The 16,719-nt window shown below is 54.4% G+C and carries 17 protein-coding genes, 1 tRNA gene and 2 other RNA genes; 10 read left to right on the plus strand and 10 right to left on the minus strand.

Translation table 11 applies throughout. The features are described from left to right. Window positions 1-446: 446 nt before the first annotated feature. Entirely contained in the window at window positions 447-854 is a 408-nt protein-coding gene (gene hns / locus NG99_RS01975; protein WP_034888018.1) for a histone-like nucleoid-structuring protein H-NS, read from the plus strand. A 119-nt stretch (window positions 855-973) separates the two neighbouring features. On the opposite strand, the gene NG99_RS01980 is transcribed toward hns, so the two are convergent. The 5 genes from NG99_RS01980 to rssA all read right to left on the minus strand — a co-directional run bounded on the left by NG99_RS01980 (window position 974) and on the right by rssA (window position 6,482). Beyond that, window positions 974-1,981, minus strand: a complete 1,008-nt coding sequence (locus tag NG99_RS01980; RefSeq protein ID WP_034887861.1) for an NAD-dependent epimerase — start codon at window positions 1,979-1,981, stop codon at window positions 974-976. Between the two features lie 14 nt (window positions 1,982-1,995). Beyond that, window positions 1,996-3,336: a UDP-glucose dehydrogenase family protein gene (locus NG99_RS01985; RefSeq protein WP_034887863.1), complete on the minus strand. Its 1,341-nt coding sequence runs from the start codon at window positions 3,334-3,336 to the stop codon at window positions 1,996-1,998. A gap of 26 nt (window positions 3,337-3,362) precedes the next feature. Continuing rightward, window positions 3,363-4,271 (minus strand): UTP--glucose-1-phosphate uridylyltransferase GalU, encoded by a 909-nt coding sequence (galU, locus tag NG99_RS01990; RefSeq protein WP_034887865.1) that lies wholly within the window; start codon window positions 4,269-4,271, stop codon window positions 3,363-3,365. Window positions 4,272-4,467: 196 nt separating this feature from the next. Beyond that, a complete protein-coding gene (rssB, locus tag NG99_RS01995) occupies window positions 4,468-5,481 on the minus strand; it encodes a two-component system response regulator RssB (protein ID WP_034887867.1) in 1,014 nt (337 codons plus the stop codon). An 83-nt stretch (window positions 5,482-5,564) separates the two neighbouring features. Continuing rightward, window positions 5,565-6,482, minus strand: a complete 918-nt coding sequence (gene rssA / locus NG99_RS02000; RefSeq protein WP_034887869.1) for a patatin-like phospholipase RssA — start codon at window positions 6,480-6,482, stop codon at window positions 5,565-5,567. 102 nt (window positions 6,483-6,584) lie between these two features. Here rssA and NG99_RS02005 point away from each other — a divergent pair, with 102 nt between their 5' ends. The 6 genes from NG99_RS02005 (at window position 6,585) to xthA (ending at window position 9,427) form a co-directional block, all read left to right on the plus strand. Next, complete coding sequence (locus tag NG99_RS02005; protein ID WP_034887871.1) at window positions 6,585-7,043, plus strand: YchJ family protein; 459 nt, start codon at window positions 6,585-6,587, stop codon at window positions 7,041-7,043. Window positions 7,044-7,088: 45 nt separating this feature from the next. After that, window positions 7,089-7,937, plus strand: a complete 849-nt coding sequence (gene purU / locus NG99_RS02010; RefSeq protein WP_034887873.1) for a formyltetrahydrofolate deformylase — start codon at window positions 7,089-7,091, stop codon at window positions 7,935-7,937. Window positions 7,938-8,111: 174 nt separating this feature from the next. Continuing rightward, window positions 8,112-8,197 (plus strand) — tRNA-Tyr (locus NG99_RS02015). Between the two features lie 40 nt (window positions 8,198-8,237). Continuing rightward, window positions 8,238-8,334, plus strand: a non-coding RNA gene (locus NG99_RS27860) — RtT sRNA. 60 nt (window positions 8,335-8,394) lie between these two features. After that, window positions 8,395-8,491, plus strand: a non-coding RNA gene (locus NG99_RS27865) — RtT sRNA. 129 nt (window positions 8,492-8,620) lie between these two features. Beyond that, window positions 8,621-9,427, plus strand: coding sequence for an exodeoxyribonuclease III (xthA, locus tag NG99_RS02020; RefSeq protein WP_034887875.1), 807 nt, complete (start codon window positions 8,621-8,623; stop codon window positions 9,425-9,427). A gap of 23 nt (window positions 9,428-9,450) precedes the next feature. On the opposite strand, the gene NG99_RS02025 is transcribed toward xthA, so the two are convergent. From NG99_RS02025 to NG99_RS02035, 4 genes are all read right to left on the minus strand, one after another. Next, entirely contained in the window at window positions 9,451-9,789 is a 339-nt protein-coding gene (locus NG99_RS02025; RefSeq protein ID WP_034887877.1) for a DUF1496 domain-containing protein, read from the minus strand. Beyond that, window positions 9,789-11,702, minus strand: coding sequence for a DNA topoisomerase III (locus NG99_RS02030; protein WP_034887878.1), 1,914 nt, complete (start codon window positions 11,700-11,702; stop codon window positions 9,789-9,791). Before NG99_RS02030 ends, NG99_RS02025 begins: the two co-directional genes overlap by 1 nt. A gap of 31 nt (window positions 11,703-11,733) precedes the next feature. After that, window positions 11,734-11,883, minus strand: a complete 150-nt coding sequence (locus NG99_RS29050; RefSeq protein ID WP_157032528.1) for a hypothetical protein — start codon at window positions 11,881-11,883, stop codon at window positions 11,734-11,736. 151 nt (window positions 11,884-12,034) lie between these two features. Beyond that, complete coding sequence (locus tag NG99_RS02035; RefSeq protein WP_034887880.1) at window positions 12,035-12,586, minus strand: NAD(P)H nitroreductase; 552 nt, start codon at window positions 12,584-12,586, stop codon at window positions 12,035-12,037. Window positions 12,587-12,770: 184 nt separating this feature from the next. Here NG99_RS02035 and sppA point away from each other — a divergent pair, with 184 nt between their 5' ends. The 3 genes from sppA to pncA all read left to right on the plus strand — a co-directional run bounded on the left by sppA (window position 12,771) and on the right by pncA (window position 16,358). Next, window positions 12,771-14,627, plus strand: coding sequence for a signal peptide peptidase SppA (gene sppA / locus NG99_RS02040; protein WP_034887882.1), 1,857 nt, complete (start codon window positions 12,771-12,773; stop codon window positions 14,625-14,627). 87 nt (window positions 14,628-14,714) lie between these two features. Then, entirely contained in the window at window positions 14,715-15,737 is a 1,023-nt protein-coding gene (gene ansA / locus NG99_RS02045; RefSeq protein WP_034887884.1) for an asparaginase, read from the plus strand. A gap of 6 nt (window positions 15,738-15,743) precedes the next feature. Continuing rightward, on the plus strand, window positions 15,744-16,358 hold the full coding sequence (gene pncA / locus NG99_RS02050; RefSeq protein WP_034887886.1) for a bifunctional nicotinamidase/pyrazinamidase: 615 nt from the start codon (window positions 15,744-15,746) through the stop codon (window positions 16,356-16,358). A gap of 81 nt (window positions 16,359-16,439) precedes the next feature. On the opposite strand, the gene NG99_RS02055 is transcribed toward pncA, so the two are convergent. Beyond that, window positions 16,440-16,718, minus strand: a complete 279-nt coding sequence (locus NG99_RS02055; RefSeq protein ID WP_034887888.1) for a YeaC family protein — start codon at window positions 16,716-16,718, stop codon at window positions 16,440-16,442. Between the last annotated feature and the right edge of the window lies 1 nt (window position 16,719).

A 16,719-nucleotide genomic window follows, 5' to 3' on the forward strand; every position in this document is an offset into this window, starting at 1 on the left:
TGCGCGTGATCAGGCCGCGACCGGCAACAGAAGGCGACATAACCCCGGAATGATGTTGAATTCTACCCATATTTTTACAAAAAACTTTTCCCCACTGTTGATTTTGTTGGCATTTAACCAATAAAAAACAAAAATAGCCCTGTTAATATTCGTGCCATTTCTTAAATGGTCATGACGTCAACTGAAAGGAAACAGTGGGGTTTACCAACGGACTCTAATATACAGCGGTCGTTACGCCAGTGGTTAACAGTCCGCCAGGCGGTACAGCCAATGCCACGATTATTTTGCTAAACTTATCTTTTAAGATTAATAACAGCAGGGACAATTCAGCCACTGTCATTATTCTGAGTTTCTTACAAAATTATCTATTGCAGTTCCTATATTCGCGCTCTATTATTATCAGGCAGAACTATTCCCCCACCTTTATAATTTTTGAGATTCATATAATGAGCGAAGCACTTAAAATTTTGAACAACATCCGTACTCTGCGTGCTCAAGCCAGAGAATGTACCCTGGAAACGCTGGAAGAGATGTTGGAGAAGCTGGAAGTGGTTGTTAATGAGCGCCGTGATGAAGAGAGCCACGCTCAGGCTGAAGTCGAAGAACGCACTCGTAAACTGCAGCAGTACCGTGAAATGCTGATTGCCGACGGTATCGATCCTAATGAACTGCTGTCCACGCTGGCTACCGCGAAAGCACCCGGTAAGGCCAAACGCGCAGCCCGCCCTGCTAAATACAAATATACTGATGAAAATGGCGAATCCCGGACCTGGACCGGCCAGGGCCGTACTCCCGCAGTCATCAAAAAAGCAATCGAAGAACAGGGTAAGAAGCTGGAAGACTTTCTGCTGTAATTCATCTGCCCAGTGTTTCACAGGAACCCATCCCCGCGATGGGTTTTTTATTGCCTTTCCTGCTGGCGTACAGGCGAAAAAAAAGGAGCCTTAGCTCCTTTATTCACCCACTGTCGCGCTTACACCTTATAGAAGGCGCGATACCAGCTGACAAAATTAGCAATACCTTCTTCCACCCCAGTCTGAGGCTTAAAGCCCGTCGCGGCATAAAGCGCGCTGGTGTCTGCGCTGGTCTCCAGCACGTCGCCTGGCTGCATTGGCAGCAGATTCTTTTTAGCGGTGATGCCCAGCGCTTTTTCCAGCGCTTCAATATAGGCCATCAGCGTAACGGGATGACTGTTGCCTAAATTGTAGACTCGATAGGGAGCGGAGCTGGTCGCCGGGCTACCCTGTTCAACGGTCCAGCGTTGATCCGGCTGCGGAATAATCTCCTGCAAACGAACGATGGCTTCGACAATATCATCAATATAGGTAAAATCGCGGCGCATCTGGCCCCGGTTATATACGTCGATTTCTTCACCAGCGATCATCGCGCGGGTGAATTTAAATAACGCCATATCCGGCCTTCCCCACGGGCCGTAAACGGTGAAAAACCGCAGGCCAGTGGTTGGGATACTGTACAGGTGGGAATAGGTATGAGACATCAGCTCATTGGCTTTCTTGGTCGCCGCATACAGCGACACCGGATGGTCAACGGAATCATCAGTCGAAAATGGCATTTTCCGGTTCAGGCCATAGACCGAACTGGAGGAAGCATACAATAAGTGCCCAACCTTATTATGGCGGCACCCTTCGAGAATATTGAGATGACCAATCAGATTGGCATCAGCGTACGCTAACGGATTCTCAAGCGAATAGCGCACGCCAGCCTGAGCCCCCAAATGAATCACGCGATCAAAAGCCCAGTCGCGGAACAGTTGGGCAACGCCCTCTCTGTCAGCAAGATCGAGCTTAATAAAGCTGAACAACTCATAAGGTTTAAGGAGATCAAGGCGGGCAAGCTTGAGGTTAACATCGTAATAGTCATTCAGGTTGTCGATACCGACAACCTGGTGACCGGCAGACAGCAGGCGTTCCGCTACATGGAAGCCAATAAATCCTGCCGCGCCGGTTACCAGATATTTCATACTGCCCTCGTTAATTATGCAATGTCGATAGAAGCGCCGCGGCCGATTGCATAATAAACGAAACCGCGCTTACTGATTCTTTCCGGATCATACAGGTTACGACCATCAAAAATCACGGGTTCTTTCAGCGCATTTTTAATGACGTCAAAATCCGGCGCGCGGAAGTTCTGCCATTCGGTACAAATGACCAGGCCATCTGCACCCTGCAGAGCGGCTTCCTTGGTGCCCATCAGCTTCAGATCGCTGCGGTGACCATAGATACGCTGCGCTTCATTCATCGCTTCCGGGTCGAAAGCCTGAACCGAAGCGCCTGCCTGCCACAGTGTTTCCATCAGCACGCGGCTTGACGCTTCGCGCATGTCATCGGTGTTGGGCTTAAACGACAGCCCCCACAGCGCAAAAGTTTTGCCCTGCAAATTATCAACGAAATGACGCTTAATGAAGGTTGGCAGTTTGTTCTTCTGCGAATCATTGACGTCTTCAACGGCCTGAAGCAGGCGTGGCTTGTAGCCAATCTGCTCCGCGGTACGGATCAGAGCCTGAACGTCTTTCGGGAAGCAGGAACCACCGTAGCCGCAGCCAGGATAGATAAATGAATAGCCGATACGGGAGTCAGAACCAATGCCCTGACGTACTTTCTCGACGTCTGCCCCCAGCCGCTCAGCCAGGTTGGAGATTTCATTCATAAAGCTGATTTTAGTCGCCAGCATACAGTTTGCGGCATACTTGGTCAGTTCAGCGCTACGAATATCCATCAGGATCATACGATCGTGGTTACGGTTAAACGGCTCGTAAAGCTCACGCAGCAGTTCAACAACTTCATCATTGTCGGTGCCCACTACGATACGTTCTGGACGCATACAGTCGTTAACGGCGGCACCTTCCTTGAGGAATTCGGGGTTAGACACCACGTCAAACGCGATTTCAGCACCGCGTGCCTTCAGCGTTTCTTCCATTACTGCGCGAACACGATCTGCCGTACCCACTGGAACGGTAGATTTGTCGATCACCACTTTGTGACCGTCCATGTGCTGCGCGATAGTACGGGCAACCGCGGTGACATATTTCAGATCCGCAGAGCCGTCTTCATCGGGAGGCGTTCCCACGGCAATAAACTGCATGATGCCGTGCTTAACACCTTCTTCGGCGTTAGTGGAGAACTTGAGGCGTCCGCTCTCATAGTTCTGCATAACCAGAGGCGTCAGGCCCGGCTCAAAAATTGGAATGATCCCTTTTTTCAGATTCTCGACTTTGCTTGCGTCGACATCGATACAAAGAACGTCATGTCCGACTTCGGCCAGAACCGCAGCCTGAACCAGACCAACATAGCCGATACCAAATACGGTGACTTTCATTGAATTGTCCCGGTTAGAAATGAAACTTACTTTTTAGTGCCAACGGTGCTTTCCAGCCACTCTTTAAAGTCGCTGCCCAGCGTATTATGACGCACGCCGTATTCGACGAAAGCCTGCATATAGCCCAACTTGTTACCGCAGTCGTGGCTTACGCCCTTCAGGTGGTAGGCTTCTACCGTTTCTTTGTCCATCAGCATGGCGATAGAGTCAGTCAGCTGGATTTCATCGCCCGCTCCCGGAGGGGTCTTAGCCAGCAGAGGCCAGATTTCGGCAGACAGCACATAGCGTCCTACCACGGCCAGGTTAGAGGGGGCTTTGTCAGCTTTTGGTTTTTCAACCACGCCTACCATCGGCGCGCTCTGACCTGCTGACAGTTCCGCACCCTGGCAATCCACCACGCCATAGGCGGTAACGTCGGCAACGGGTTCAACCATAATCTGGCTGTGGCCGGTTTCGTCGAAACGACGCATCATGTCGGCCAGGTTCTCTGTCGCCAGGTTGGATTCATATTCATCAATGATTACGTCAGGCAGGATCACCGCGACCGGTTCGTTACCCACTACCGGGTAGGCGCACATCACCGCGTGGCCCAGGCCTTTGGCCAGCCCCTGACGCACCTGCATGATAGTCACATGCGGCGGGCAGATAGACTGAATTTCTTCCAGCAGCTGGCGCTTAACGCGCTTTTCCAGCATCGCTTCCAGCTCAAAACTGGTATCGAAATGGTTTTCAATGGAGTTTTTAGATGAGTGCGTCACCAGCACAATTTCAGTAATACCGGCTGCGATACATTCGTTAACGACATACTGAATTAACGGCTTATCAACCAGCGGCAGCATTTCTTTTGGAATGGCTTTGGTTGCAGGCAACATACGCGTTCCCAAACCTGCTACCGGGATAACCGCTTTTTTTACTTTGGACTTATAGGCAGACATCTAAGTACCTCTCTTTATAGGCCGTTCAAGTTATTACTTGATATGTCGAGTTAAAAAACGAATTGAGTATACCAGTGGAATCATGACGGATTTATCCTGGATGAACCCTTTCAGCATAAATTAAGACTATTACCCAAGTGTAAAGCTTATCTTTGGCCCTGTCTGCCCGACATAAACAGAAATCCTGACGAGTTGCTTACTCTGTGGACAGCATCAGCCGCAGCCTGCCGCCAGCGCCCCAAACCTGGCACTGCCACGCCTTACAACGCTGGCTAATCTGGTTGAGATGGGTAGTGCCTAACGTACCCAGCGGCACGCCATTACTGAGCTGAATTTGATGGGTGTTGACGTTAAGAGTGGCGTTTAAACCAGCGGAAACGAGGATCAGGTTTTTTAATCCCTGATGGTAATATCCGACCAAAAGTGGGAACTGCCCTTTGAGATTGGCCTGGCGCAGCAGTTGGTTAACCTGCTTCAACAATCCGTTCAGCTCCGGTAAGCGCTGCGCCTGGCCGGATAACTGCTCCTGCAACAGGCCGTTGAACAGCGCCCTCAGCAGCAGCGCGGCCAGCACGCCGTTGTCTCCGGCTCGGGTAACGTCCAGACAGTAAAACGCCAGATCCTTTTCTGATAACGCGGCAATGTCCAGCACCAGTCCGGGCTGCTCGGCCATGGTTAACTGACGATAGTTAATGCGACAGTTGGCAATCTCCTGCTGTACCGGCGGTTGCAGCTGCTTGAGCAGTTTAGCGGCAGCATGTGGATCGCGTACCAGCGCGTCCCAGTCCTGGAAAAGTTGCTCGTCCTCCTCAACTTTGGAGGTGAACATGGAGGGGTACAAACACTCATAGACGGCTTCACGCAGCCGCCCGAGATCTTTCAGTGGTTTCAGCAGAACGTCCTGTACCCCCAGCCGCAGAATATGCGCTATATCAGCCATATTCTCCGTGGCGGAAATAACCAGAATAGGAAGCGTGTTACCTTTGCTGCGCAAATGTTCGACCAGCTTTAAACCGTTCATCCTGGGCATTTCCAGGTCGCAGATCATCAGGTCAGGGATGGACTGATTGAGCTTTTCCAGTGCCTGGAGGCCATCATCCGCCAGAATCATCTCCGCTCCCAGAGCAGAAAGATAGTTGTCCAGAAGAGAGCGGAAAACGACTTCGTCTTCAACAATCAGAATCTTTTTTCCGCTTAATGGCTTGTCCATTATCCCCCCCTGTACACTGGATTAGTCAATAGTGGCTCATAAACCCCAATTGCGCCTCTCAGATTTGGCTGAAGTCTCATATTTCACTCATCCGGCAGCGCTTTTTGACGAACCAGCGGGAGTAATTCATCCATCTTTTTTTCAACAGCCAGCTTCCCGGCTTCAATGGCTTCCTCTGCGCGATGAAAATCGAGGGTGGAAATTTGCGGGCAAAACGGCTGGATTAACACGTCCGGCGGATCGCCAGCCATCCGGTTACGCTTCAGCCGGTTTTCCAGCACCTGAATCGACGTGGACATGATCTCCATTGCGCCGGGTGTCTGGTTGATTTTGCGCTGCGCAACTCTTGACAGGCCCTGACGCAGTCGGCCTCCCCAACTGGTGACGGAGGCTTTTACTTCATCTTCAGACTGCGGGGTAACCGACAGCAGATCCTGCTGCATCAGATGGGCATCGTGCTGAAGGTCCACGGCGATCACAATGTCCGCGCCCAGCGCACGGGTTAACGAGACGGGGACGGGGTTTACCACCGCGCCATCCACCAGCCAGTAGCCATTATACGCCACCGGGGCCAGCAGGCCCGGCATACTACAGGAGGCGCGAACCGCCATATGCAGGTCGCCCTCGGTCAGCCACAGCTCCCGCCCGGTGCTCAGGTTGGTCGCCACCGCGCCAAAGCGCAGGGCGCACTCTTCAATATTGTCGTGAGGGACCAGCCTGCGAACGTGATTAAAAACCCGTTCGCCGCGCAGTAGCCCACCGCGCCGCCAGGAGAAATCCATCAGGCGGATAACGTCCCAATAGCTGAAGGAACAGACCCAGGTTTCCAGCAGCGGCATCCGATGGCTGGCATAGGCGGCGCCTACCAGCGCGCCAACGGAGCAGCCGGCAACCACATCGACCTTAATCCCCGCCCGTTCCAGCGCATTAATCACGCCAATATGCGCCCATCCTTTGGCGGCCCCTGATCCCAGGGCCAATCCAATCTTTACCTGTCTCATTCTGCCTCTGGCGTTTGCTTAACTTACAAATGGCATCATGGTGACCGCTCGGTTACCATGACGGCCAAAATCATTCGGCCTTTCACACTCACTGGAGCCTACGTGTCAGAACATTGCCCATGCGGTAGCGGATTGCAGTATAGCCTATGTTGCCAACCCTATCTGAACAGTGAGGCTATTGCGGCCAGTCCCGAAGCCCTGATGCGTTCACGTTATACGGCGTATGTCCGGCAGGATGCCCGCTATCTGATAGCAACCTGGCATCCGTCGTGCGATGCGCAGAGATTCCATGCCAGTCTGATCGAGAGTTTCTCGGCCACCCGCTGGCTAAGTCTACAGATTATTGCGGCAGAAGAACCTGGGGATAAGTCCGAAGGGTTCGTGACGTTTTTTGCTCGTTTCTCTGAAAATCAGCGCGAAAGCTTTATTCATGAACGTTCCCGCTTTGTTCAGGTTGAGCAACGCTGGTACTATATTGACGGAACGTACCCTGAAACAGGGCGAAATGACCGCTGCCCCTGCGGCTCCGGCAAAAAATTCAAGAAATGCTGCGGCCAGTAAGGTCGCTGATCTCATAAGAATTGCTTCGACAGGATTACCACTGCAATGCAAGCGCAAACACTGCAACGAAAAGTTTTACGCACCATCTGCCCGGACGCTAAAGGGCTAATCGCCAAAATCACCAATATTTGCTACAAGCATGAGCTGAATATTGTACAGAATAATGAGTTTGTCGATCACCGTACCGGACGCTTTTTTATGCGCACCGAGCTTGAGGGCATCTTTAACGATACCACTCTTTTGGCGGATCTCGACAGCGCCCTGCCCACCGGATCGGTACGGGAGCTAAACCCGGCAGGTCGTCGCCGCATCGTTATTCTGGTGACGAAGGAAGCCCATTGTCTGGGCGATCTGCTGATGAAGAGCACCTATGGCGGGCTGGACGTGGAGATTGCCGCAGTGATCGGCAACCACGAGACCTTACGCACGCTGGTTGAACGTTTTGATATTCCGTTTGTGCTGGTGAGCCATGAAGGCTTAACGCGCGAAGAACATGACAACAATATGGCCGCGGAGATCGACCGCTATCAGCCGGATTACGTGGTGTTAGCAAAATACATGCGCGTGTTAACGCCAGCTTTCGTACAGCGTTACCCGAACCAGATTATCAATATTCACCACTCATTCCTGCCGGCATTTATTGGCGCGCGCCCTTACCACCAGGCGTATGAACGCGGCGTGAAGATTATCGGGGCGACGGCGCACTACGTTAATGACAACCTTGATGAAGGTCCAATCATCATGCAGGACGTAATCCATGTGGATCATACCTACACGGCAGAGGACATGATGCGTGCCGGTCGGGACGTAGAAAAGAATGCCCTTAGCCGGGCGCTGTATCAGGTTCTGGCGCAGCGCGTATTTGTTTACGGCAACCGTACGATTATTTTGTAAGCGTTAGGCTGCTGTTTTGTCCGACAAAACAGCAGCCTGCATAAAAATAGCGCAAACGGCCATCATTCACTGTATTGCTGCTTTACAGGCTCAGTTAATTTGATATGATGCGCCCCGCTTCGAAGCACACCTGTCAGGCCAGTGTCAGAAGTGATGAGTACTTTATTCCCCAGTGGTGGGGTTCCCGAGTGGCCAAAGGGATCAGACTGTAAATCTGCCGTCATCGACTTCGAAGGTTCGAATCCTTCCCCCCACCACCATCTCATTTGATTACCGCATTCCCGTTCAGAGCACGATTTTTCATATTCCCCACGGGGGAGGATGAGAAGCTTCGACCTCGAAGGTTTGACCCGAAGGGTGAGTCGCAAAGCGACGAAAAATCCTTCCCACTCCGCACTTCCAGCATTCACACCACCATCTCATTTGATTACCGCATTCCCGTTCAGAGCACGATTTTTCATATTCCCCACGGGGGAGGATGAGAAGCTTCGACCTCGAAGGTTTGACCCGCAGGGTGAGTCGCAAAGCGACGAAAAATCCTTCCCACTCCGCACTTCCAGCATTAACACCACCCTCTCATTTGATTACCGCATGCCGGTTCAGAGCACGATTTTTCATATTCCCCCTTCCCCGTTTATTTGCTACCATCCGAACCACTTTTCCTCCGACTTATGGCCCACACCATGAAATTTGTTTCTTTTAATATCAATGGGCTGCGCGCCCGTCCGCACCAGCTCGAAGCGATCGTTGCGCAGCATCAGCCAGACGTTATCGGTCTGCAGGAAACCAAAGTACACGACGATATGTTCCCGTTAGAAGAGGTCGCCAAACTGGGCTATCATGTGTTTTATCACGGACAGAAAGGCCATTATGGCGTCGCCCTGCTAACCAAAGCTGAACCGATTGCGGTACGTCGGGGCTTTGCAAGCGATGACGAAGAGTCACAGCGTCGGCTGATCATGGCGGACATCGCCAGCCCGTTAGGTACGCTGACGGTGATAAACGGCTACTTCCCCCAGGGAGAAAGCCGCGACCATCCCACTAAATTCCCGGCTAAAGAGAAATTCTACCGCGATCTGCAAAGCTATCTTGAGAACGATCAGCAGCCTGCTAATCCGCTGTTAATCATGGGCGACATGAATATCAGTGCTGGCGACCTGGATATCGGCATTGGCGAAGAGAACCGCAAGCGCTGGCTGCGGACCGGCAAGTGTTCGTTCCTGCCGGAAGAGCGCGAATGGATGGATCGCCTGCTGGGCTGGGGATTGGTAGATACCTGGCGGGCGCAGAATGCCGAAGTTAACGATCGCTTCTCCTGGTTTGACTATCGCTCGAAAGGATTTGATGACAATCGCGGCCTGCGCATCGATCTGTTGCTGGCCAGCCAGCCTCTGGCCGAGCGCTGCGTGGCAACCGGCATTGACTACGACATTCGTAGCATGGAGAAACCTTCTGACCACGCGCCGATCTGGGCGCAGTTCAGCTTCTGATTTGTTCGGGCGCTGCCGGTGATTTATTTGATCGTTTGCCAGATCAAATTATTAGTGCCAAACGACTTGCCATCGCGCGCGCACTGCAACAGCACGCCCTCCATCCTGACCACTGAGCCTTCGGTATAACTACGGTTCTCATAGGTACAGCAGCGCTGGCACGGTGGCTGATTGCTGTTCTGCCCCTGGGTCCAGACTTCCGGGGGCAGATCGACCACCACATCGGCATTGGCGTCGCTACTGTTTCCCTGGCCAGACCCGGCATGATGGCCGGTTCCCACGTTCCAGCCTTCTGCCGCGACATACAGCGGGCTGCCGACCAGTAAAGCCCCTGCCAGCATCATTACGCCTGATAATTTCATCACTCAGTTTCCTTCGCTTTTGTCGCCTTGCGGCGCGGCTTTTTCGCTTCCGCCGCCGGGATACCACGGAAAGCCTGCGCAGCAGGCTGCTGGCGGGCCTGATGAATCAGGCTATGCAGCGTCTCCACCAACGGCAGCATAAAGTCCTGGTAACGGCACTGCTTTTCACTGATTTTGGTCAGCGTGGACTCCCAGTGGGCGGTCATATCGGGACGCGCCGCCATTTCTGGCAGCGAGTGGATCAGCGCCCGCCCGGCAGGACTTGAGTGAATGTAGCGCCCTTTCTTAAATAGAAAGGCGCGCTTGAACAACAGTTCAATAATCCCGGCGCGCGTAGCCTCTGTTCCTAAACCATCGGTCGCACGCAGGACTTTCTTTAGATCTTTATCCTGAACAAATCGCGCAATGCCGGTCATTGCGGAGAGCAAGGTGGCATCGGTAAAGGGACGAGGCGGCTGGGTTTGTTTCTCAACCACCTCACCACGCTCGCACAGCAGCTCGTCGCCTTTGGCGACCACCGGCAGCGGCGTGCCGTCATTTTCCTCATCCCGCTCTTTGCTGCCCAGCAGCGCGCGCCAGCCAGCTTCGGCAAGAAAGCGGGCTTTGGCGACAAATTTTCCACCGGCGATATCCAGCTCGATCACGCACTTGCGATAGACCGCATCCGGGCAAAACTGCATCAGATACTGGGTGGCGATAAGACGATAAATAGTGCTTTCGTTTTCGGTCAATCTGACCTGCGCACTGCGCGCGGTGGGCACAATGGCGTGGTGCGCATCGACTTTTTTGTCATCCCAGCAGCGGTTGCGGCGATCGCTGTCGAAATCCGCTGGCGGGGTAAGATCGGGCTGATGGGCATTAATCGCGTTAAGAACGGCGTGCCGACCGGCAAAATGTTCATCGGGCAGGTAACGGCTGTCCGAGCGTGGATAGGTAATCAGCTTGTGGGTTTCATACAGCTTCTGGCAGGTATCCAGCACGGTCTGCGCGCTAAGGCCGAAACGCTTGCCCGCCTCAATTTGCAGACTGGAAAGGGAGAAAGGCAGCGGGGCCGTATCGTTCTCCCTTTTGTCGTTATAGCTGGTCACGTTGGCAGGTGCGCCGTCAATACGCGCCACTACATGTTCCGCCAGCGGACGATGCAGCAGCCGCCCCTCTTCATCCTGATAAGGCTCGCAGGAGTCGCTGGGCTGCCAGAGGGCCACAAATCGCTCCTCATTCGGCGTAACGATATGCGCTTTTACCTCGAAGAAGTCTTTTGCCACAAAGTTTTCAATGTCTTCATCACGACGCACCACCAGCCCCAGCACCGGCGTCTGCACGCGGCCCACCGACAGCAGGCCATCATAACCAGCGTTGCGTCCAAGCAGCGTATAGGCGCGGGTCATATTGATGCCGTAAAGCCAGTCCGCCCTTGCCCTTGCCAGCGCGGAAACGCACAGCGGAACAAACTCTTTGTTTTCACGCAGGCGGCTTACCGCTCTTTCAACCGCGGAAGGGTTGAGATCGTTAATCAGGCAGCGCTGAACGGCAGCGCGCTTTTCCGGCGGCAGCGCCAGATAGTCCAGCACCTCATCCACCAGCAGTTGCCCTTCGCGATCCGGGTCACCCGCATGAACCACTTCAGTAGCCTGCGCAAGCAGCTCTTTAATCACGTTAAGCTGTTTGGCTACGGACGGCCTCGGCTGGAGCTGCCACTTTTCCGGCACGATCGGCAGGTCGGCCAGCGACCAGCGGGCAAAGCGGCTGTTGTAACTGTCCGGCTGCGCCTGTTCCAGCAGGTGACCGATGCACCAGGTGACCATCTGGTCCTGGCCGCAGGCGATAAAACCCTCTCCCCGGCGGTGAGGCTTAGGTAGAACATCCGCAATGGCGCGGGCGAGACTGGGCTTTTCGGCAATAAACAAACGCATCCGACAGTGACTTCCTTCAGGAGAATTTCAATTAACGCTGCGGGCCGCATGACGCTGGCATACAGACCAGAACCGCTGCAAATTTCGCTGAGGAAGTGACGATCGCCGTCCCGTTGGCCAAATCGCAGATCGCCGCATCAGTATGGATGTACTGTGTCAGACGTCTCGCGTTATCACTCATTGGTAACTCCCCTTCTGATTTACCGGCATCATGTTAGCGCTTTAGCCAGACGGGAGTAAGACTCTGGCGGTTTTTTCCCGTCCGTTCGCTCATTATCCCGACAAAATGCACGGCAGGTCACAACCCTGACCGCTGAGAAGGCGTTTGTCACTCAGAAATAACTGACAAAGGGAGCGGTATCAGGAGGAACGACCGTAGTGGAAGATTTTAGCTGAGGCGTGCCGAGGTAGAGGAAACCAACGATACTGTCCTGCTCGCGGCAGTGAAATGCCTCGCGCACCGACCGATCCTCAGTCCACGGACCGGTTCGCCAGATCCCATTAAAGCCCTGAGCGGCCGCCGCCATTTGCATTGCCATTACCGCACAGCCTGCTGACACCAGTTGCTCCCACTGGGGAACCTTGTGATCCGCTTCGCAGTGCGCCACTACCGTTATAATCATTGGCGCGCGGAAAGGTGCCTGCTTAGCCTTTTCAATCGCTTTATCCTCAAGGCCCGCCTGACGAGCGGCACTCTCCAGCAGCGCGCTGAAACGTTCGCGACCCTGGTTTTCAACGACGATAAAACGCCAGGGCTGCAACGTACCGTGATCGGGCGCGCGCATTCCCGCGCGGATAATGTTCTCCAGCGCTTCTCCTGCCGGAGCTGGCTCGCTTAAACGCGATGCCGAGCGACGGTTAACCACTAAATCCAGTGCGTCCATAACTTCCTCCTGATAATGATTTTCATTTAGCTGAAACTAGCACAGGATGATGATTTGTTACAGCATTCCGCTTTTTCCTGCTGACAATTTGCCCCCTGCTATTTAGGATGTCACCATCCCTGGCTGGTTTGGGCCGCTGGGCCCGCCTTGTTCCGGGCTTTTATATCGCGATTATGGAGATAATATGCGCACTTTGTGGCGATTTTTCGCTGGATTTTTCAAATGGACCTGGCGACTGCTGAATTTCGTCCGGGAATTTATTCTCAACCTGTTCTTAATCGTGCTGATCCTGATTTGCGCCGGTATTTATTTCCAGTTCAGCTCCTCCTCTACCCCTGCCGAACCGCAGAAAGGGGCGCTAATTGTCGACCTGACCGGCGTGGTGGTTGATAAGCCTTCGGTCAGCAACAAGCTCAGTAAAATTGGGCGATCGTTGCTGGGCGCCAGTAGCGACCGCCTGAAGGAAAACTCCCTGTTCGACGTGGTGAACGCCATCCGCCAGGCCAAAGGCGATGCCAATATCAGCGGAATGGTGCTGGATCTTCGCGACTTTGCCGGAGCCGATCAGCCCTCATTACAGTATATAGGCAAGGCGCTGCGTGAATTCCGCGACAGCGGCAAGCACATTTACGCTACCGGCGACAGCTACAGCCAGGCGCAGTACTACCTCGCCAGCTTTGCCAACAAGATCTACCTTTCTCCACAGGGCACCGTCGATCTGCACGGCTTCGCCACCAACGGCCTGTACTATAAATCGCTGCTGGATAATCTGAAGGTCAGCTCTCACGTCTTCCGCGTCGGCACCTATAAGTCTGCGGTTGAGCCGTTCCTGCGTGATGATATGTCACCGGATGCGCGGATGGCGGACAGCCGCTGGATTGGCGAGCTGTGGCAGAACTACCTCACCACCGTTGCCGCCAACCGTCAGATTACCCCGGAACAACTCTTCCCTGGCGCTCAGGGGCTGCTGGACGGTCTGCAGAAAACGGGTGGCGACACCGCAATCTATGCCAAAGACAACAAGCTGGTCGACGAACTGGCTTCCCGTTCGCTGGTTGATCAACAGCTGAGTAAAGTTTTCGGCTGGGATCAGCAGGCTAAAGATTATAAAGGCACCAGCATTTATGACTATCAGCTGAAGGACAACGGTTCGTCGGACGGCAATATTGCCGTGGTGATGGCTAACGGCGCCATTATGGACGGCGAAGAAACGCCGGGAAGCGTTGGCGGCGATACCACGGCGATGGAGATTCGTCAGGCGCGGCTCGATCCTAAAATCAAAGCGATTGTGCTACGCGTTAACAGCCCTGGCGGCAGCGTAACCGCTTCGGAAACCATCCGCGAAGAGCTGGCAGCGGCGAAGGAAGCGGGCAAGCCGGTCGTCGTCTCTATGGGCGGCATGGCGGCTTCTGGCGGGTACTGGATCTCCACTCCGGCCAGCTACATTATTGCCAGCCCGAGCACCCTCACCGGCTCAATCGGCATTTTCGGCGTGATTAACACGGTTGAAAATACGCTCGACGCTATTGGCGTTCATACCGACGGCGTCTCCACCTCTCCGCTTGCCGACGTGGCGACCACGAAGGCGCTGCCGCCGGAAGTGCAGCAGATGATGCAGTTGAGCATTGAGAACGGCTATAAAAACTTCCTGGGTCTGGTGGCTAAATCCCGCAATAAAACGCCGGAACAGATTGACCAGATTGCTCAGGGCCACGTCTGGACCGGCAGCGATGCCAAAGCCAACGGCCTGGTGGATGCGATGGGCGATTTCGATGATGCCGTGGCGAAAGCCGCTGAGCTGGCGAAGCTGAAAACCAGCAAGCTGAACTGGTATCAGGACGACCCGAGCTTTGCGGACCTGCTGTTCAGTCAGCTGGACGTCTCTGCGCGCGCGGCGCTGCCGCAAGCGCTGAAAGCCTGGCTGCCAGCGCCGATGTATGACGTGATGGCCACGCTGAAAAATCAGCCGGGGCTGTTCGATACGATGAACGATCCGCAGAACCGCTATGCGATGTGCCTGACCTGCGGCCAGGTAAAATAATACGCCCAGCCCGGCCTCTTCTGGTCGGGCTGCTTTTCCTCCACTTTCCCCTTATACTGCGCCTTTTCGGCCAGCCTGAGTGAAGTCATGCAAAAGAAATCCATCTACGTCGCCTACACTGGCGGTACTATCGGTATGCAGCGTTCCGAGCAGGGATTTATCCCCGTCTCCGGCCATTTGCAGCGACAGCTGGCTAATATGCCAGAGTTCCATCGTGCCGAAATGCCCGATTTTACTATCCACGAATATCAGCCGCTGATTGACTCCTCGGATATGACGCCGCTCGACTGGCAATCGATTGCGGATGATATCCGGCTCAATTACGATCGCTATGATGGTTTCGTGATCCTGCACGGTACGGATACCATGGCCTTCACCGCCTCAGCACTCTCGTTTATGCTGGAAAATCTCGCCAAGCCGGTAATCGTGACAGGGTCACAGATTCCGCTGGAGCAGTTACGTTCCGACGGCCAGCAAAATCTGCTCAACGCGCTATTTGTGGCAGCCAATTACCCGATCAATGAGGTCGCGCTGTTCTTCAACAACACCCTTTTTCGCGGTAACCGCACCACTAAAGCCCATGCGGACGGCTTCAATGCCTTTGCTTCACCAAATCTTGCGCCGCTGCTGGAAGCAGGAATCCACATTCGTCGTCTGAACACGCCTCCTGCGCCAGTGGGTCAGGGGCCGCTGATTGTACACCCCATCACCCCGCAGCCGATCGGTGTGGTAACCCTCTATCCCGGCATTCCGGCGGACGTGGTAAGCAACTTCCTGCTCCAGCCGGTCAAAGCGCTGATTCTTCGCTCTTACGGCGTGGGCAACGCGCCGCAGAACCCGGCGTTCCTGAAAGAACTGAAGGAAGCTTCCGCCAGAGGCATTGTGGTGGTAAACCTGACCCAGTGCATGTCCGGCAAGGTGAATATGGGCGGCTATGCCACCGGCAACGCGCTGGCGCTGGCTGGCGTAGTGAGCGGCTTTGATTTAACGGTGGAAGCGACGCTGACCAAGCTGCACTTCCTGCTCAGCCAGGACCTCGCCAGTGATGAGGTGCGGCGGCTGATGCAGGTCAACCTTCGCGGCGAACTGACTCCAGACGAGAAGGGATAAGCTGTGATGACAACCCGGCAGGCACTGCTTCTGATTGATTTACAGAATGACTTTTGTCGCGGCGGCGCGCTGGCGGTAAGCGAGGGCGATGACACCATCGCCGTTGCCAACCACTACGCAGCCGAATTCAGCCGACGACAGCAGCCGGTAGTGGCAACGCTGGACTGGCATCCGGCCAGCCACGGCAGCTTTGCCTCCAATGCGGCGCAGCAGCCCTGGAGTCTGGGGGAGCTGGCGGGGTTACCACAGGTGTGGTGGCCCGCGCATTGTGTCCAGCACACCCACGGCGCAGAGTTACACCCTGCCCTTGATCAACGCTTCCTCACCGACCGGGTCTGCAAAGGCGAGGACCCTCTGGTAGACAGCTACAGCGGCTTTTACGATAACGGCCACCGCAAGAAAACCAACCTGGACACGCTGCTCAAATCCTACGGGATCACGGCTCTGACCATCATGGGTCTGGCGACGGACTACTGCGTGAAGTTCAGCGTGCTGGATGCGCTATCGCTCGGCTATACCGTAACGGTTATTTCTGCGGGCTGCCGGGGCGTCAATCTGACGGCTGGCGACGCTGAGCGCGCTCTGACGGAGATGGCGGCTAAAGGGGCAGTCATTCTCTGACCTGTCGTCGACCGACCTTCCAGACGCTTCAGGGGCCGTCAGACGGCCCTGGTTAGCGGGAATTATTCCTGGAGGAATAATTTACTGTAACCTGATACGGGTGACGCCGTCATCGCTGATGCCAAACTCTTCTTTGAGCTGCTTCTTGCTCTTCATCACCATTTCTCCCCCCTTGCCCACGCTCATGTGCTGGGGGTTATCGTTGTGGCGCGCCTGCCAGAGCATCACCAGCTGCAGGCTGTTCTCTTTCTGTTCCGCCGTTAACGCCACGCCATCCGCCCATTTCCCGGTTTCTACGGCCGTAACCAGCCGCTGGTAGACTTCCGGAGTCATGGAGGCAATCATTTCATCAAGCTGCATA

The sequence above is a fragment of the Erwinia typographi genome, assembly GCF_000773975.1.
GTDB classification, from domain to species: Bacteria; Pseudomonadota; Gammaproteobacteria; order Enterobacterales; family Enterobacteriaceae; genus Erwinia; species Erwinia typographi.

What these genes read in the sequence shown, in the direction of transcription:
- galU (WP_034887865.1), bottom strand. Translation starts at nt 4,271, where the DNA reads ATGTCTGCCTATAAGTCCAAAGTAAAAAAAGCGGTTATCCCGGTAGCA.
- NG99_RS02055 (WP_034887888.1), bottom strand. Translation starts at nt 16,718, where the DNA reads ATGCAGCTTGATGAAATGATTGCCTCCATGACTCCGGAAGTCTACCAG.
- pncA (WP_034887886.1), top strand. Translation starts at nt 15,744, where the DNA reads ATGACAACCCGGCAGGCACTGCTTCTGATTGATTTACAGAATGACTTT.
- rssA (WP_034887869.1), bottom strand. Translation starts at nt 6,482, where the DNA reads ATGAGACAGGTAAAGATTGGATTGGCCCTGGGATCAGGGGCCGCCAAA.
- rssB (WP_034887867.1), bottom strand. Translation starts at nt 5,481, where the DNA reads ATGGACAAGCCATTAAGCGGAAAAAAGATTCTGATTGTTGAAGACGAA.
- NG99_RS01985 (WP_034887863.1), bottom strand. Translation starts at nt 3,336, where the DNA reads ATGAAAGTCACCGTATTTGGTATCGGCTATGTTGGTCTGGTTCAGGCT.
- NG99_RS02035 (WP_034887880.1), bottom strand. Translation starts at nt 12,586, where the DNA reads ATGGACGCACTGGATTTAGTGGTTAACCGTCGCTCGGCATCGCGTTTA.
- sppA (WP_034887882.1), top strand. Translation starts at nt 12,771, where the DNA reads ATGCGCACTTTGTGGCGATTTTTCGCTGGATTTTTCAAATGGACCTGG.
- purU (WP_034887873.1), top strand. Translation starts at nt 7,089, where the DNA reads ATGCAAGCGCAAACACTGCAACGAAAAGTTTTACGCACCATCTGCCCG.
- NG99_RS02030 (WP_034887878.1), bottom strand. Translation starts at nt 11,702, where the DNA reads ATGCGTTTGTTTATTGCCGAAAAGCCCAGTCTCGCCCGCGCCATTGCG.
- ansA (WP_034887884.1), top strand. Translation starts at nt 14,715, where the DNA reads ATGCAAAAGAAATCCATCTACGTCGCCTACACTGGCGGTACTATCGGT.
- NG99_RS02025 (WP_034887877.1), bottom strand. Translation starts at nt 9,789, where the DNA reads ATGAAATTATCAGGCGTAATGATGCTGGCAGGGGCTTTACTGGTCGGC.
- xthA (WP_034887875.1), top strand. Translation starts at nt 8,621, where the DNA reads ATGAAATTTGTTTCTTTTAATATCAATGGGCTGCGCGCCCGTCCGCAC.
- NG99_RS01980 (WP_034887861.1), bottom strand. Translation starts at nt 1,981, where the DNA reads ATGAAATATCTGGTAACCGGCGCGGCAGGATTTATTGGCTTCCATGTA.
- NG99_RS29050 (WP_157032528.1), bottom strand. Translation starts at nt 11,883, where the DNA reads ATGAGTGATAACGCGAGACGTCTGACACAGTACATCCATACTGATGCG.
- hns (WP_034888018.1), top strand. Translation starts at nt 447, where the DNA reads ATGAGCGAAGCACTTAAAATTTTGAACAACATCCGTACTCTGCGTGCT.